Annotated in this window: 17 protein-coding genes, 1 CRISPR repeat array and 1 riboswitch (1 of these 19 running past the window's edge); of the genes, 15 read left to right on the forward strand and 2 right to left on the reverse strand. The window is 49.0% G+C overall.

The features are described 5' to 3' along the window. Positions 1 to 741: a CRISPR direct-repeat array (repeat unit 33 nt; unit sequence GTCTCCGTCCTCGCGGGCGGAGTGGGTTGAAAT) (it extends 102 nt beyond the left edge of the window). Positions 742 to 955: 214 nt separating this feature from the next. Further along, positions 956 to 1759, reverse strand: coding sequence for a creatininase family protein (locus CGC65_RS02925; protein ID WP_002568432.1), 804 nt, complete (start codon positions 1757 to 1759; stop codon positions 956 to 958). A gap of 38 nt (positions 1760 to 1797) precedes the next feature. Next, entirely contained in the window at positions 1798 to 2406 is a 609-nt protein-coding gene (locus CGC65_RS02930; RefSeq protein WP_002568431.1) for an ECF transporter S component, read from the reverse strand. Positions 2407 to 2555: 149 nt separating this feature from the next. Next, positions 2556 to 2674: riboswitch (FMN riboswitch) on the reverse strand. A 285-nt stretch (positions 2675 to 2959) separates the two neighbouring features. On the opposite strand from CGC65_RS02930, the gene CGC65_RS02935 reads away from it, so the two are divergent. From CGC65_RS02935 to CGC65_RS03005, 15 genes are all read left to right on the forward strand, one after another. After that, entirely contained in the window at positions 2960 to 4366 is a 1407-nt protein-coding gene (locus CGC65_RS02935; protein WP_002568430.1) for a deoxyguanosinetriphosphate triphosphohydrolase, read from the forward strand. Positions 4367 to 4377: 11 nt separating this feature from the next. Further along, positions 4378 to 4764 (forward strand): ribosomal maturation YjgA family protein, encoded by a 387-nt coding sequence (locus CGC65_RS02940; RefSeq protein ID WP_002568429.1) that lies wholly within the window; start codon positions 4378 to 4380, stop codon positions 4762 to 4764. Continuing rightward, positions 4761 to 6533, forward strand: coding sequence for an IS1096 element passenger TnpR family protein (locus CGC65_RS02945; RefSeq protein WP_002568428.1), 1773 nt, complete (start codon positions 4761 to 4763; stop codon positions 6531 to 6533). Before CGC65_RS02940 ends, CGC65_RS02945 begins: the two co-directional genes overlap by 4 nt. 22 nt (positions 6534 to 6555) lie before the next feature. Next, positions 6556 to 6729 (forward strand): hypothetical protein, encoded by a 174-nt coding sequence (locus CGC65_RS02950; protein WP_002568427.1) that lies wholly within the window; start codon positions 6556 to 6558, stop codon positions 6727 to 6729. 39 nt (positions 6730 to 6768) lie between these two features. Next, a complete protein-coding gene (locus CGC65_RS02955; protein ID WP_002568426.1) occupies positions 6769 to 7698 on the forward strand; it encodes a sugar-binding transcriptional regulator in 930 nt (309 codons plus the stop codon). A 173-nt stretch (positions 7699 to 7871) separates the two neighbouring features. After that, on the forward strand, positions 7872 to 8492 hold the full coding sequence (locus CGC65_RS02960; RefSeq protein WP_002568425.1) for a DAK2 domain-containing protein: 621 nt from the start codon (positions 7872 to 7874) through the stop codon (positions 8490 to 8492). A 130-nt stretch (positions 8493 to 8622) separates the two neighbouring features. After that, positions 8623 to 9621 carry a dihydroxyacetone kinase subunit DhaK gene (locus CGC65_RS02965; RefSeq protein WP_002568424.1) on the forward strand — a complete coding sequence of 333 codons (999 nt, stop codon included), beginning with the start codon at positions 8623 to 8625 and terminating at the stop codon, positions 9619 to 9621. 72 nt (positions 9622 to 9693) lie between these two features. Next, positions 9694 to 10014 (forward strand): hypothetical protein, encoded by a 321-nt coding sequence (locus CGC65_RS02970; RefSeq protein ID WP_002568423.1) that lies wholly within the window; start codon positions 9694 to 9696, stop codon positions 10012 to 10014. Between the two features lie 12 nt (positions 10015 to 10026). Next, the gene (locus CGC65_RS02975; protein WP_002568422.1) at positions 10027 to 10869 is read left to right on the forward strand and encodes a class II fructose-bisphosphate aldolase; all 843 of its coding nucleotides are present in this window, start codon (positions 10027 to 10029) and stop codon (positions 10867 to 10869) included. Positions 10870 to 11074: 205 nt separating this feature from the next. Then, positions 11075 to 12070: an SIS domain-containing protein gene (locus CGC65_RS02980; RefSeq protein ID WP_002568421.1), complete on the forward strand. Its 996-nt coding sequence runs from the start codon at positions 11075 to 11077 to the stop codon at positions 12068 to 12070. Between the two features lie 171 nt (positions 12071 to 12241). Beyond that, positions 12242 to 12964, forward strand: coding sequence for a GntR family transcriptional regulator (locus CGC65_RS02985; protein WP_002568420.1), 723 nt, complete (start codon positions 12242 to 12244; stop codon positions 12962 to 12964). A gap of 17 nt (positions 12965 to 12981) precedes the next feature. Continuing rightward, a complete protein-coding gene (locus CGC65_RS02990) occupies positions 12982 to 13818 on the forward strand; it encodes a sugar phosphate isomerase/epimerase family protein (protein ID WP_002568419.1) in 837 nt (278 codons plus the stop codon). Between the two features lie 216 nt (positions 13819 to 14034). Further along, complete coding sequence (locus CGC65_RS02995; RefSeq protein ID WP_002568418.1) at positions 14035 to 14934, forward strand: PfkB family carbohydrate kinase; 900 nt, start codon at positions 14035 to 14037, stop codon at positions 14932 to 14934. Between the two features lie 44 nt (positions 14935 to 14978). Beyond that, the gene (locus tag CGC65_RS03000; protein ID WP_002568417.1) at positions 14979 to 16352 is read left to right on the forward strand and encodes an ABC transporter substrate-binding protein; all 1374 of its coding nucleotides are present in this window, start codon (positions 14979 to 14981) and stop codon (positions 16350 to 16352) included. A gap of 61 nt (positions 16353 to 16413) precedes the next feature. After that, positions 16414 to 17289 carry a carbohydrate ABC transporter permease gene (locus CGC65_RS03005; protein WP_002568416.1) on the forward strand — a complete coding sequence of 292 codons (876 nt, stop codon included), beginning with the start codon at positions 16414 to 16416 and terminating at the stop codon, positions 17287 to 17289. Positions 17290 to 17302: the final 13 nt, after the last annotated feature.

Here is a 17302-nt window from a genome sequence, read left to right on the forward strand (position 1 = left end):
CCTCATAGCTCCCATTGAATAAGGGTCACATTGTCTCCGTCCTCGCGGGCGGAGTGGGTTGAAATCTTGAAATGCTCCAGCGCACGTCCTGCCAGGTCAGTCTCCGTCCTCGCGGGCGGAGTGGGTTGAAATCTTTTTAGGGAAAGTGAGAGGCAAAGGCGCTATATAGTCTCCGTCCTCGCGGGCGGAGTGGGTTGAAATAACAAAACTTGCACTGCAGGCAATGGTGGACCGTGGTCTCCGTCCTCGCGGGCGGAGTGGGTTGAAATAGCGCAGAGGCCGGAAAATCGTGAATGTGGAGTCGTCTCCGTCCTCGCGGGCGGAGTGGGTTGAAATTTCCAATATCTCATTACTTGCTGCCTCGGCCCCCGGTCTCCGTCCTCGCGGGCGGAGTGGGTTGAAATCCTATATTATCTGATGTATCAGGGGATAACAGTAGTCTCCGTCCTCGCGGGCGGAGTGGGTTGAAATTTACCGGATGTCTGGATTCTGGTAAACCGGTATGTCTCCGTCCTCGCGGGCGGAGTGGGTTGAAATGTCAATGCCGGAACCAATAGGAACCCCGTCACCTGTCTCCGTCCTCGCGGGCGGAGTGGGTTGAAATCGTCACATCGTACGTCTGGCAGAATGCGCCTACCAGTCTCCGTCCTCGCGGGCGGAGTGGGTTGAAATCCGTGGAGGGCGGCCGTATAAGTCTGAGCCCAGTCAGTCTCCGTCCTCGCGGGCGGAGTGGCTTTTCCTTTCCGGTCAGTCTCCGTCCTCACAGCGAAGCAAGCTGAGAATCCGCCAAATTCAGGATTACGTTTAGTCAAAACATCATTCCCCTTTTTCTAAGAAAACAGTATAGTTTGAATCATAAACATTAGCTATAACTAACAACACGCAACAAGAAAGGTGGGCGAACACCCACCTTTGCCATAAAACTGTTATAGGGTATAAAGAACGCGGGCCTCCCTCACCCTTTCCATGCCCGAATCTCTCTAAGCCCCGGCACCAGCACTTTGGCGCTGGTTTCCAGAATAATCCGTCCTTTTTCAGCCGTGGCGCCTGACGGGTCTCCGCCGATTCCTATGGGTTTGCCGTCTGCTGTTTTCCAGTCCTCGGACACCCAGCCAATGGATACGTTTCCATAAGGCCTCAGTGCCTGATTGTCTTTAAATGCAATTGGAATTCCTGCCTCTGAGGTATCTAACTTTACCAGGGACGGGTCCACGGCCATGACCATGGAGGTTTCCATCTCGCCTCCATGGAAGTCCCAGATATTTCCCTCTGAAATGGTGGCCGTCACATCCGGATGGCTAAAGGCCCCGGATGAAAGAATGAAGGGAGAGATGCCGAACTCACTGCGAAGTTCCCTGCTCAAAACCTGTACAATAGGGGCATTTCCTCCATGGCACACCAGAAAGGCCAGCTTCTTAAACCCGTGGTGTACCAGGCTGGTGCTGATATCATACAGCATATGGTAATAGGTGTCGGGTTTCAATGTAATGGAGCCGCAGAAGTTCCTGTGTTCTGTGCTCAGACCTACGGGGATGACCGGAAATACCAGCATGGGAAAATCTGAATCCTCAGATGACGGCTCTCCTTCCAACTCCCTGCGTATATAGTCTGTCATGGCCTCTGCGATGATATCGTCCGTACCCAGAGGCGCCTGGTTTCCGTGCTGCTCCAGCGCGCCCAGGGGAATCAGTACAATGGTTTCATCCTTGTTGACCTGCTCCATCTCTAACCGGGTTAAGTCCCGATAATTTCGTATCATGTGTATAACCTCCTGATTGTTTTTTAACCCGCATTTCCTCACGCGGTTCTCACAGCCGGATAAACTGCCAGCAGTCTGGTGTACAGCAGATATCCCACAAAGCAGTTAAGTCCAAGCTTAATCAGGTTGAAGGGAATGGTAGCTAAAAAGATGAAGGTGGTCAGATCGCTGATGGCCGGATTGACCGCGGCCACCATGGTAATCACCTGGTTCAGAGGGAGTCCCATGGCCGCTGCATAAAGGGGTAGGGTGATAAATGCATTGCAGAAACAGGCGAACAGAGTCCGGATGGGGACGCTGACAGCCAATGACGCGATTGCTGCCCGGCGGGTCTTCCCGCCTTTTTTGTAAACTGCCCACATTGGGATTACAAACAATGCAACTCCGATGAGATTGGCAAATTCCCCTACATACATGGAATTGGTGCCTACCGTGATAAGCTTGATAATGATTTTAATGATTTCCACCCAGGCAGCTGAAGCAGGCCCCATGAGGAACAGGGCAATAATGGACGGAACATCGCTGAAGTCAATCTTGTAAAAGGGCGGCATCATTGGAACGGAAAATTCCAGTGACATGAGGGCGCCGGCAACTGCGGCCAGCATACCGGTGTAAATTAGTTTCTGAATACTCCATTTTGTTTTCATAGCAAATCCTCCTTGATAAGTGCTTTTGATACGGTGGTTCGGCAATGAATGAAGTTCCAGGAAACAAAAAATCTCAGGTTCCGGGGAACCTGAGATTAACTTCATAGTCAATATAAATAAGGGATAACACCCAATATTCATAGGAACAAAATTGTCTTCTCTCATCCAGACTATACTGTCGGTTTTGGAATCACACCAAATCAGCCGCATGCAGCGGGTCGCGGACTATACCGCCGGTAGGGAATTACACCCTGCCCCGAAGAACCTATTCATTTGCTTTTCTCATTTAAAACTATCACAAATAACAATGGATGTCAACTGCAAAAGATGCAGTTTTTTGTTGCTTTTTTCACGATTTTGTTGATAATAGATATAGACGCATGTTTAGGGCATAATCTGACATATAAAAGGCATATTTGACAGGGGAATCGACTTCCGATATACTAGAATGAAACGTATCCCGCGTTTTGTCCTGTCAGGGCCCGGTATTATTGCTGGGATTGATGGATTATAAGGGGCAGGACTCAGGCGGGAAAGCAGTAAGGAGGTATGTATGGATTGGCAGACACTGCTTTGCGACGACCGCATCCGCAGTTACAAGAAACAGTCCTCCACGGACCTGCGGACAGAGTTTGAGAAAGATTATCACCGTATTATCGGCAGTGCATCCTTTCGGCGCCTCCAGGATAAGACCCAGGTGTTTCCGCTGGACAGGAGTGATTTCATCCGTACCAGGCTGACTCACTCCCTGGAGGTTTCATCCCTGGCCAAATCCCTGGGACAGAACATATCGGAGAGCATCCGTACTATTATCAAGGATGAAACCTTTACACCGGAGCATAAGGCGGCGGTGTGTGACATTCTTCAGTGTGCCGGATTGATTCACGATATCGGGAATCCCCCTTTTGGCCACTTTGGCGAGACAGCCATTCAGGATTGGTTTAAGAAGAATCTGGAGAGACTTACATTTAAGGGGAGAACCCTGGCGGAGATTCTGGAACCCCAGATGGTACAGGACTTCTGCCATTTTGAGGGCAATACCCAGGCGTTCAGGGTGGTGACAAGGCTTCATTTCCTGGTGGATGAGCACGGCATGAACTTGACAAAAGCTCTCTTGGGAACTATTATCAAGTATCCGGTATCTTCCCTGGAGATTGACAAGGACAGCGGTGATATCCGAACGAAGAAGATGGGATATTTCCACGGCGACAGGGAGAATTTCCAGGATGTGCAGGAGTCTACCGGCACATTGGGAAAAAGGCATCCGTTGGCATTTATATTAGAAGCAGCGGATGATATTGCCTATAAGACGGCGGACATTGAGGATGCGGTTAAGAAGGGCTGTATTTCTTATGAACGCCTTTTGGCTGAGTTAAAGGCGTATAAGGCCGGCAGCCAGACAAACCATTATGTCCAGATTGTGTCATGGCTGGAGGAGAAGTATGGGAAGGCCGTGGGTAAGGGATATGACAGGCCGGACCAGTATGCGGTGCAGAACTGGATTATCAGCGTTCAGGGACAGATGATTTCAGGCGTTACGGAATGTTTTGCCGGCAACTATGAATCTATTATGGAGGGCACCTATACCAGAGACCTTTTTGCAGGTACGGATGTGGAGCTGTTGATGGAAGCGCTGGGGGATATTGCTTTGCGGTATGCGTTCAGCACCAGACCCATCCTGAAACTGGAGATAGCGGCACAGACAATATTTGATTTTCTTTTGGACCGGTTTGTGGATGCTGTGATTCCCTACGACACGGACCTGCCCATGACCCAGGTGCAGAAAAAGCTGGTTTCCCTTATATCTGACAATTATAAGATGATATATTCTATATGCGCCCGGGACAGGGATGAGGAGGAACGGCTGTATCTGCGTCTGCTGCTGGTGACGGATTATATCTGCGGCATGACAGACACATTTGCCAAGGATATGTATCAGGAACTCAATGGCATACGGTAGATGGAGGTCCAATGGATAGCGGGAAAAAATACAGGGCCAGGTGGGGATATCTGGCCGCAAGCATCATTGTATTTATAATTGAATTAATTATCGCCCTGTATGTTCACGATCGCATTATCAGACCTTATATAGGGGATATGCTGGTGGTGGTGCTGGTGTACTGCTTTGTCAGGGTGTTCGTACCAAGGGGCATGAAGCGGCTGCCGTTATATGTGTTTCTTTTTGCGGTATGTGTAGAGGTGCTGCAGTATTTCCGTCTGGCAGAGCTGCTGGGGCTGCAGGGGAACACTGCGGCCAGGATTATCCTGGGTTCTGTTTTTGACTGGAAGGATATTGCCTGTTACGGCACGGGATGCCTGCTTATACAAATATTTGAAATTCGAAGGAGGGCCTTATGAAAGGTTATCAGTTGAAAATTACCATAAAAGGCAGTAAACCGCCTATATGGAGACGCGTGGTGGTGCCGGAGCAGTTTACGTTTTGCCAGCTCCATCAGGTGATTCAGGAGGCCTTTGGCTGGTATGATTACCATTTGCACGAGTTTGAGTTTAAGAAACTGGGGCTGCTAATAAGGGATCCGGGAGAGGAAGACGATCTGATGGAGTCTTGCAGCTGCGATGTGCTGGAGGAAGGAACACAGATTGGAACGCTCATAACGGAGAACCCCCGTTTTATATATACCTACGACTTCGGGGATGCATGGGAACACCAGATTCTCATGGAAAAGGAAGTGGAGTATGAATACAGCTATCCCCAGGTGTTAAAGTATAAGGGAGACAATATTCCGGAGGACTGCGGCGGCATAGGCGGTTACTATGACCTGTTGGACCAGCTGGCTGACCCTGAAGCTGAGGAGCATGACTTGATGGAGGAATGGGCCAGCCGGCAGGGAATGGAAGAGTACGATTTGGATAAAGTGAATGCCAATTTAAAGGCACATCCGGCATTCGGACAAGGCGGAGCGGGAGACGGGCAGGAAAATGCAGCTCAGGAACGTGGGGTACAGGAGGACGCGGCTCAGGAACATGGGGCTCAGGAACATTTGGTACAGGCACATGCATCCCGGGAACATGCAGCCCACAAGCAGGTAACCGGCCTCCGGGATACTGAAAAGCCGGAAACACAGAGGCCGGCCCCAAGGGTAATCCACAGGCTGGAGGACCTGTTTTCCAGGTTTGAAAAGACCGAGCTTCTGCGCATTGCCAAGGTTCACCATATTGGGGGATGCGATGAGCTGGGAAAGAATAAGCTGGCCCCGGCTCTGGCTGCAGCCCTGCTGGATTCCCGGCGCATGGGTCAGTTTTTCGGCACCATAAGCGATGAAACCGCGGCAGAGTTTGAGAAGGCCGCAGCAGCCGGAGGAATGGAATACCAGGGGGACCTGGAAGCGCTCCGTTTTCTGCACTACGGCGGTTACTGCGGGTTTACCAGTATGGGCACAGCAGTTGTTCCTTCGGATGTGGCAGAGGCATATGATGAACTGAATACGGAGAAATTCCGGTCTGAGCGTCATTACCGCAGCCAGGTATGGGCCTGCTGTAAGGCGGCAGTATACCTTTACGGCGCCGCTGACGCGGGTCAGGTGGAGACAATCTGCAAGACAGTTGGCTGTGAGGCAGATGCAGGGGAAATCACCCGCCTTTGCCGTGAGATGAAAGGGGTCTGGACTGATTTTGCTTATTGGGACGGCCGGTTGATTGACTGGGATCTGGTTCAGGCAGATGCCTATAAAGATGTCTTGAATTATCAGAAGGGCAAGGAGTTTTATATACCTTCTGCCGCCCAGGTAAAGGAGATTGCCAGAACCGGAGCAGTGGAGATTAAGAGGCATATCCGTCCGCTGAAGGCATTTTTCCTGGCCATGGTTGGCTGCGATGAGGAGACTGCTCAGGAGGCAGCGTCCTCCATCCATCACCACATAAGGCTGGGGACAACGCCAAAAGCAGTGGAAGACATCATGGAGCATTTCGGACTGAACCTGGATTCCCAGGAAAAGATGAATGGATTCGATGAAATCATGGAACAGGTATGGAAGGAAACCAGGACGGTTGGAAGCTGTGGTTATAACCGGGTGGAGCTGGACGCCAAGACAGCCCGCATTGACCCGGATGCGCCCTGTCCCTGCGGCAGCGGTAAGCGTTACCGCCAGTGCTGCGGCCGTAAATAGGAAGCGGAGGTGGAATACAGCCATGTTTGAGCGTGTGGATTACAGAGTGGAACGGATTGATGGGGATTACGCTTATCTGAAGCGCACGGATGTTTTAGATGACGATGAGAAATGCGTGGCCAGGGCCCTTCTGCCTGGTGATATCAATGAGGGCAGCAGGCTGGCGTATGAGATGCTGGAGTATACGCTTTTGTGACATGCCAAAGAGGTCCAGGCGATATGAATAAGAGGCAGTATGGATAAGAAAACAGAGCGTCTGGTCAATGTGGCCAGAATGTATTATGAGCAGGACAGGACCCAGAGTGAGATTGCGGACAGATACGGTATATCCCGTCCCATGGTCAGCAAGCTTTTGAAGGAAGCGCGGGACCGGGGCATTGTCACCATCCGGATAAATGCACCCAAGGGGGAATCCGGCGGCGCGCCGTCACTGATGGAACTGGTGGGACGCTGCTTTGGGATTTATGACGGTGTGGCTGTACCCGGAGGGCCAAATGACCAGACTACCAATGAGGCTGTGGCAGAGGCGGCCATCTCTTATCTGTCAGAGCTGGGAGGCGCCAGCCTGGGCATTGGATGGGGCCATATCATAGGGGATGTTGTAAAGCATATGGAGCAGAAGGCGAAGCTGGTGCCCATAGGAACATTTGTCTGCCCGCTCATAGGAAACGGCGGCGTGGGGCTTAAGAATTACCACTCCAATGAACTGGTGCGTTCCATTGCGGAGCACAGCGGGGCCCAGCCCAGATTTATCTATTCACCGGCCTGCGTGCTTTCTGAGCAGGAGCTGAAACTGACCAGAGAGCTGGACAGCTACCATGAGATATATCATGTCTGGGAAAAACTGGATGTGGCGCTGGTCAATATCGGGAATTTTCCTTCGGTACCGGATTTTGCTTCGGAGGCCAGATATGGAGACCTGCTCATAAGGCAGAAGGCAGTGGGGCGGATCCTGAATTATTTTATGGACAGCCAGGGACATATCATCCGGTCAGATACGGATTACGCTATTCAGATTCCACTGGAGCTTCTGACCAGGACAAGGCATGTGGTGGGTATCTGTTCTGCCAATACCAGCCCAAAGGCATTCAGGGCAGCCTTAAAAACCGGTTACCTGAAACATTTTATTGCACCGGAGCATGTGGTCAGGGAAGCGTTAGAATAATATTGGGTTACATACGTAACCATAAATGCGCAGTTTGCTAAAGGGACTGCGCATTTTTTGTGCATTAGGGCAAAAAATAAAGATGGGAGCGATGAATAATTGACAAAGGAACTAACAAATGTTAATCTAAAATCATGAGTAATTTGGGGAAAATGCATGAGAGGAGGTTACATATGTTACTTTCAAAACCGGAAATTACAAAAATGTTCAGAAAAGCCGCCCAGGTCTGGAATGAGAACAAGGATTATCTCAGCGAAATTGATTCCAGATTCGGCGACGGGGACCACGGCGTTACCATTGGAAAGATTGCCGGTCTGATCGAGAAGAGCCTGGATGGCTGGGATGACGATGACGTGGAGACATTTCTGGAGGACCTGGGAGACAATACCATGGAGATCGGAGGAGGAAGCGCAGGTCCATTATACGGAACCATGATAGGAGGACTGTCAGGTCCCCTGGAAGGGAATAAACCCATTGATGCAGGTACTCTGAAGGAAATGTTTACGGAATGCCTGTCGGCCATGGAAGACATCACTAACGCAGGCGTGGGGGACAAGACCATGATGGATGCCCTGATTCCTGCTGTGGAAGCAGCCCAGAAAGCAAAGGACGATGTGATGGCTGTGCTGGAGGCGGCCAAGGGGGCAGCGGCCAGGGGCGCAAAGGAAAGCGAACAGTATGTGTCCAAGTATGGCAGGGCGAGAAGCTATAAGGAGAAGACCATCGGCACTCCGGACGCGGGTGCGGTGAGCACATCCCTGTTTTTTGCAGGACTTTGTGACGGACTGAAGTAGACGGTTACAGAAGTAGAAGGTAACGGAAGTGGACGGTAACGAAAATAGAAGGTAACGGAAGTGGACGGCATACGGAAGTGAATGGAATACGGATGCGGTCAATAAAATAAAGTTGGGAGAGGTAAAAATTATGAAGATGAAGAAATTTATAAACAATCCTGAGAATCTGACGCCGGAGCTGTTAGAAGGCTTTGCCGAGGCACACAAGGAGCTGGTGACCCTGGGTGAAAACCGCATGATCATTAACAATAAGCTGGCTGAAGCCGACAGGGTTACTATTGTGACTCAGGGCGGATCCGGCCATGAGCCGGCTATCAGCGGATTTGTGGGAGAAGGAATGGTGGATATCTCCGTGGTGGGAGATGTTTTCGCGGCTCCCGGACCTCAGGCCTGCCTGGATGCCATAAAGCTGGCAGACAAGGGTAAGGGCGTTCTCTACATAGTCTTAAACCATGCAGGCGACATGCTTACCGGCAACCTGACCATGAAGAAATGCGCAAAGGAAGGATTAAATGTGGTCAAGGTAGTGACACAGGAGGATATTGCCAATGCGCCCCGCTCCAACGCCGATGACAGGAGAGGCCTGGTGGGATGTATCCCCACCTATAAGATAGCAGGAGCAGCGGCTGCCGAGGGAAAGAGCCTGGAGGAAGTGGCTGCCATTGCGCAGCGGTTTGCAGATAACATGGCTACCCTGGCCGTAGCTGTATCAGGAGCGACCCATCCGGCAACCGGAAGCCTGCTCGCGGATCTGGGCGAGGATGAAATGGAAATCGGCATGGGACAGCACGGAGAGGGCGGCGGCGGACGCCAGACCATGAAGTCAGCCGATGAAACAGCCAAGATCATGCTGGACGGCCTTCTGGCTGACCTGGATATCAGGGAAGGCGAGAAAATCATGCTGATTCTCAACGGAACCGGCGCCACCACACTGATGGAGCTGTTTATCATTTACCGCAGGTGCGTATCCTACCTGAAGGAGAAGAACATTGAGATTGTGTCCAATTATGTGGGCGAGCTTCTCACCGTACAGGAGCAGGCCGGCTTCCAGATGTTCATGGCAAGGATGGACGATGAGCTTCTGCACTACTGGAATGCACCGTGCAATACGCCGTATATGAAGAAATAAGAGGGTGTTTATGAACGTACTGGCGGCACAAGGAAAAATCAGTTTAAGAGAAAGATGAGGAGGATATGGGTCATGGCGGCAGAATATATGCATATAGGAATCCCGGTCCTAAATAAAAAAGAGGGAATGACATATAACGAGGACATGAAGTTCTGGGTAAGCAATGTGGATGACTATGATTTTAAGATAGAGTACCTGAAATTCGAGGAGGGAACACCCTTCCCGGAGATTCTTTCCAAGCAGCCCCATGTGGCTTACAGGGTGGACGATTTGGACCACTATGCCTCCCAGGCTCAGAGGATCATATTCGGGCCGGCTGACTGCGGCCCTGGCGTGCGCCTGGCATTTGTAATCTGGGATGATGCCATCGTTGAACTCTATGAGGAAAAGTAAGGAGAATGCCGGATGTTAGTAAATATGAACCATGTTCTGCGGTATGCGGAAGAAAAGCAATGCTGTATAGGTGCCTTTGACACGCCGAATCTGGAAATTCTTATGGCGGTTATACGGGCGGCAGAGAAACGTGAAGAACCAGTTATTATCCAGCACGCGCAGCTTCATGAGTGCGAGATGCCCATTCATATCATCGGCCCCATCATGGTGCGTATGGCGAAGGAGGCCAGGGTTCCTGTCTGCGTTATGCTGGACCATGGCGAGGACCTGGACTATGTGAGAAAAGCCCTGGATTTAGGTTTTTCCGCTGTCATGTATGACGGCTCCTCCCTTGCTTATGAGGAAAACGTGGCAATGACCAGGGAAGTAGTGGCCATGGCAAAAGCCTGCAACGCGGATGTGGAGGCTGAGATAGGCATTGTCACGGGACATGAGGGAAAAACTTTTGCCATCAATGATGTAAGCGACGCGTATACAGACCCTGAGCTGGCAGCCAGGTATGTAAAAGATACGGGCATAGATGCCCTGGCAGCATCGGTGGGAACCGTCCACGGATTCTATGCAACCAAGCCAAAGCTGGATTTTGACCGGATTGTGAAAATCAAGGAATTGACAGGGCTTCCGCTGGTTATGCACGGAGGGTCCGGCATCAGCGTAGCGGATACCCAGAGGGCGATCCGCTGCGGTATCCGTAAAATCAACTATTTCTCCTACATGTCCAACGCGGGCGTGAAGGCAGTGAAGAAACTGCTGGAGGAGAAGGAAGTCAAATACTTCCATGATTTGGCTAACGCGGCAGTGGATGCAATGGAGCAGGATGTGCTGAATGCCATGTCTATGTTTGCGTTAGAGTAGGTTTGAGATAAGAGAGCTGTTTTTGTTCCGGCGGGTCATGTGATGACGTGTCAGGGCTGGCAGCTCTTTTTTGATGTCCAAATGAATGCTTTATTATGCCCTGTTGAAATGATTTTTTATGGACAATGAGCAAATTCATCTTGTATTTTACATGATGTTATGATATGTTATACATAACAATATATGACGTCAAGGAGGAGCTGTTATGTTTAATTTTGATGAGGCAAAGGTTCTGCAGGAGCACAAAAACGGACTCAGCATTGTGGGAGCAACAGAAAAAGCAGTAGATGAGGTGGTAAAGAGAGGATATAAAAATATCTTCTATATCGGAATCGGGGGTACTGTGCTCTATGCCAACCAGATGGCCCACATCGTAAGGGAAGAAGGTTCTACCATCCCGCTGTTCATCGAAAACGCAGCGGACTTCTGTGTGGTGGACAATCCCCATTTTTCCAAAGATTCCGTGGTAGTTATCGAGAGTATTTCCGGTGATACAAAGGAAGTGGTGGCAGCGGTGGATAAGGCCCACGAAATCGGAGCAGCGGTTATAGGGTATGTGGAGAAGGAGGGCAGTCCGCTCTATGAAAAATCAGATTATCTTATAACCACCACAGGCGGCGGATATTATTTCTGGTATACCGTGACCCTGCGCTTCATGTATCATGCAGGCCAGTTTCCACGGTATGAGAAGTTTTTTGAGGAACTTAAGAATATGCCGGAGAATGTGGTGGAGATTTATAAGAAGGCGGATGAAAAAGCAGCAGAATATGCAAGGGCATATCAGGATGAGCCCATCCAGTATCTGGTTGGTTCCGGCAATCTGGAGGACTGGGCTGTCTGCTATGGCATGTGTATCATGGAAGAAATGCAGTGGATGCGCACAAGGCCCATATCGGCCTCTAATTTCTTCCACGGGACATTGGAGGTTATTGACAGGGATACCTCTGTAATTTTAATTAAGGGTGAGGATAAAACGCGTCCGCTTATGGACAGGGTGGAAAATTTTGTCCACAAGATCAGCGCCAAGGTGACTGTGTTTGACAGCAAGGAGTTTGAGCTTAAGGGGATCAGCGACGAGTTCAGGGGAATGCTCTGCCCGATTATGATGCGCTCTGCGTTCCAGAGGGTGTCCACGCATTTGGAGTATAACAGGCGGCATCCTTTGGCTATCAGAAGGTATTATAGGAGGCTGGATTACTAAAATACCAGGCCCTTCAGAATGTATGCTGGCAGTTCCAAAAATGCATTGAAATCAAGGAGAAAAGGGATGTTTGAAACGGTTGCACGAATACTTTCCCAATGGTATACTTAAGCTATATATGGTCATGTATCGTATAATAATGATACAGACATAATCAATGGAGGCGGAATCATGGGAAAACTGAACAAGGAATCAAGCGTCCCTTTGTATCAGCAGCTGATGGAGGTAATCCAGAATCAGATACTCAACGGAGAATTAAAAGAAAATGACAGGATACCTACTGAGATAGAGTTGAGCAGGGAGTATGACGTCAGCAGGATAACAGTGCGTAAAGCCGTGGAATTATTGGTGGAGGAGGAGATATTGGTAAAGCGCCAGGGCATAGGAACTTTTGTGTCGCAGAAAAAGCTTTGCCGTAATATCAATGGTTTCATGGGATTTACTCAGAGCTGTCTGGCAGAGGGAAACACGGCCGGGGCACAGTTGGTGTCTGCGGAACTGGCAGAGGCCACCATGGTGGACGCAGAGGAACTGAAGATTCAGGAACATGAGAAAATTATTAAGATTGTGCGGGTGCGGACCTGCGACGGGATTCCCGTTATGCTTGAGGAAAATCACTTTCCGGCTCGTTTCGCATACCTTTTAGGGCATGATCTCACAGGCTCCATCTATCAGATATTGGCGGAGAATGGGACAATTATGGACAATGGCATTAAGCGGATTGGAATATGCCAGGCCAATGAGATTGAGCACAAGCATCTGGGCGTGGATCTCGACAAGCCCCTGCTTTATGTAAAAGATGTCAGCTATGATCGGGAGGGAAATCCTGTCCACAATTGTAAAAGTGTGATTAATCCGGACCGTTATAAGATGACGGTCATGGTTAATGCTTGAGAAAAGGCGGATAGAGAATGATAACAATCAGCAAATCCCAGATATCGGTAATGAATATTCAATATGGCTATTATCCACTGGAGAAATTCTTAGATGACGCTGCCAGAGCCGGCGTAGAGCATGTGGAGCTGTGGGGAGCAGCTCCGCATTTTCATTTGGAAGATATGACGTACACAGATGTGTGCCGTGTCAGAAAGCAGATTGAAGAAAGGGGCCTGTCACTGGTGTGCTATACCCCCGAACAATGTATTTATCCTGTGAATTTAGCGGCAGACTCAACGGTACAGAGGCGGCGCAGTCTTAAGTATTTCGAAGATAATCTGCGTGCGGCAGCGGAATTAGGCACGGATAAGATGCTGGTGACTACTGGATGGGGATATCTGGATAATAGTAATATAAATGAAGCCTGGAAATATGCCAGGGAAGGTCTTATGTCCCTGGGGGATATGGCCAGGGATTACGGCATCAAACTGGCCCTTGAGGTGCTGCGCCGGGATGAAAGCAATCTGGTCTACAATCTGCCCACTCTTAAGAGGATGATGGAGGATTTAAGTCATCCGGCAATCGGGGCAATGATTGATACAATTCCTATGGCATTGGCAGGTGAGCGGCCGGAGGATTACCTGAAGGTATTCGGGGAGCAACTGGTCCATGTGCATTTTATCGACGGTGCTCCCAGAGGACACCTGGCATGGGGGGATGGAGTTCTGGATATGAAAGGGTATCTGGAAGAGTTTTCACGGTATTCTTATAAAGGTTACCTGTCTCTGGAGATAACAGACGGCAGATACAGAGTGGATCCCACATCCTCTGTTTTACAAAGTGTTGAGAGGTTATATGACGTATTGACTTGAAGTCCATGGTGAGTGGTAAGTATACTAATAAAGCGGATTCCTTGCGTGCAGACGATTGGAGTTCGCTTTTTTGGATAAATAGCACAAAAATATACGTAATTAATGTGCTAAATATACGAAAATTAGAATGGGACCACATTTTATGTTTACAAAATATACATAACGTCATATAATGATTACATGATAATTAAAACACATCAACAAAGAGGTGAGGACATGTTAAGAGTACTGGGATTGGGCGATAACGTGGTGGATAAGTATATGCACATCCGCACCATGTACCCGGGCGGAAACGCATTGAATTTTGCAGTCTATGCAAAGATGTTCGGAATTGAAGCCGGTTATCTGGGGGTGTTCGGAGATGACGAGGCCGCCGCTCATGTATATGATACGATCCGTGGTCTTGGGCTGGAGCTCTCCCACTGCCGTTTTTATCCTGGAGAGAACGGATATGCCGAGGTGCGTCTGGACAACGGGGACCGGGTGTTCATCGGCTCAAACAAAGGCGGAGTGTCAAGGGAACATCCTCTGGAACTGACTGCAATGGACAGGGCTTATATAGCCGGCTATGACATTGTACATACCAGTATCTTCAGTTATATAGAAGATGAGCTGCCGTTGCTCCGCCAGGCATCATCCTTTGTATCCATGGATTTTTCGGACAGGGCAGACGAGGAATATTTGAGACAATGTGCGCCATATGTTGACTGTGCCAGCATCTCCTGCGGCGATATGCCCAGAAGCGAGATTGAGAAACAGATGACTCTGATTCGGAAATTCGGATGCAGACATATTGTTATTGCTACCAGGGGAGCCAAGGGGGCGCTGGTAATGGTGGACGGACGTCTCTATGAACAGTCACCATGTTTGGTAGAGGCGGTGGATACCATGGGAGCGGGAGATTCCTTTATTACCTGCTTCCTGATAAATTATGTGGATGCCATGAAGGACTCCAGGGACTTCCCGGCAGCATCGGGAACTAAAGGAACAGTGACAGCTGCAGACTATCAGGATTTGGCAGTCAGAACCAGTCTGTACCGCGCAGCCGTTTACTCGGCAGGCAACTGCCAGAAGGATGGATCCTTCGGGTTTGGAAAAGTGTTTCAGAATGAGTAAAGCATTATATAAAAAGTATTATGAAGAGGCGAAAGGAGTTTATTATGAGAAAGTTTGTTAAGAAAGCGGCGGCTGCCCTGTTGGCAGGAACCATGGCAATGTCACTTACAGCTTGTGCGGGATTTACCCCCAGCGGCGGTAATGACAAGAAGGACACAACGGCTTCTTCGGAGGCAGGAGCTGACACTGGTGTTACTCAGGCTGCTCAGACATCAGGAGCGAAGAAAACCATAAAGTTTTTCCACAGATTTCCTGATGAACCGTTCAATGGCTTTATTGAAAGCAAGATTGCTGAATATGAGGAAGCGCATCCCGATATTGACATTGTAGTTGAGAGTGCCCAGAATGATCCATACAAAGAGAAAATTAAAGTAGTGGTTGGCGGTAATGATGCTCCTGATATTTTCTTTAGCTGGTGCGGCGAGTTTTCGGAGCGGTTTTTAAGAGAAAACCTGATTATGGATCTTACTCCATACCTGGAAGCAGATAAGGAGTGGAAAGATTCCCTCATGGAGTCCCAGCTGGTAAACTATACGAAGGATGGTGTTACATACGGTATTCCATTCAGACTTGACTGCAAGCTTTTCTTCTACAATACACAAATATTCGAAGAGAATGGCCTGAAGGCACCGGCTACATGGGATGAGCTCATTGAAGTGTGTGATAAGCTGAAAGCGGCTGGTGTCACTCCCATATCTTATGGAAATCAGGAAAAGTGGCCGGCAGCACACTATATTGGCAGTTTGAACCAGATGCTTGTAAGCGATGAGGTGAGAGAGAAAGATTTTGATCCTGCCCAGGGAGAGTTCACCGATCCTGGTTATGAAGAAGCATTAAAATGCTATCAGCAGTTGATTCCCTATTGCAACGATGCAGTAAACGGTACAGCAGCAGACATGGCCAGAACTAATTTTGCAATGGGCAAGTCCGCTATGTACTATGCAGAACTCATTGAGATTCCATATATTACAGACCTGAACGCCGATCTGGATTACGGTATGTTCAAATTCCCTGTAGTGGAAGGGCCAGGCAACCCTGATATATTAACTGGCGTTCCGGAAGGATTTGTGGTTTCGTCCAAAACAAAGTATCCGGACGAATGTATCGAGTTTCTGAAATGGTTCTTAGGACCGGAAGTGGGCAAGGAGCAGGCACAGACCATCGGCTGGTTTAACGCATCAAAAAATGTGACAGAAGGAGTCAATGATACGAAACTGCTGGACGGTTATAAAGTTGTAAATGAAGCCAAAATCATGGGACCATGGTTTGACAACGCTCTTTATTCAACAACATGTGATGAATATCTCACAGCGGCTTCCGACCTTACAAATGGAGATATTACACCTGCGGAGGCAATGGCAAGAGTACAGAAAGTCGCTAAAGAAGCCCAGAGTCTTGTATCCGGGCAGACTAAGTGAGAGTAATCTATAGGGGGATGTGGAAACATCCCCCTGCAACATAAGAAAGTAGGTAAAAGCTATGAGAACGAAGAAATCCACTCCTTATTTGTATATGATTCCCGGTCTTATTATGGTACTTGTATTTGTATACATACCGGTCATAACAAATATCGTATACAGCTTTTTCAGCTTGTCATCCTACTCCTCTTCGGCAAAATTTGTGGGTATCAGTAATTACATCCGTTTTTTTACTAAGGATACCCTTCCTATCATGCTGAAGAACAACGGACTGTACTGTATTATTTCCCTCGTTGTTCAGGTGGGTTTCGGAACTTTGCTCGCGCTTCTTCTTGAGAGTAAGGCAACAGGACGCTTCCGCAATGTGTACAGGAATATATATTATATACCAGCCCTGATTTCTCTGACAGCCGTTGGTATTCTGTTTACATTCATTTATCAGCCGGACCTGGGTATGCTCAACTCATTTCTGAGAGCTATAGGACACGGGGATATGGCTCGTTCATGGCTGGGAGATTCCAAGATTGCCATATACTGTATCATAGCCATGAGCCAGTGGCAGTTTACCGGATATATCACTCTTCTCATGGTAGTGGCCATACAGAATGTGCCCAATGATTATATCGAGGCAGCATCTATTGATGGCGCGGGACCTGTAAAACGTGCACTCCATATCATACTGCCTCTTGCAAAGGAGCAGCTTCTGGTATGCTCAATCATCACGGTAATCGGAGCGTTTAAGTTGTTTACCGAGGTATATTCCACCACAGGAGGAGGGCCAGGAAACAGTACACAGGTATTGGGGGTGTTTCTTTACCAGAACGCATTCCTTCACGATGACTTGGGAATGGCTGCTGTAACCGGCGTATTTATATTCATGGTAACCATGGTGCTGTCGCTGATTCAGATGAAGATCACCAGGTCTGGGGAAGTGTAGAAAGGAGAGGCAT

This window comes from Enterocloster bolteae, assembly GCF_002234575.2.
Classification (GTDB): domain Bacteria; phylum Bacillota; class Clostridia; order Lachnospirales; family Lachnospiraceae; genus Enterocloster; species Enterocloster bolteae.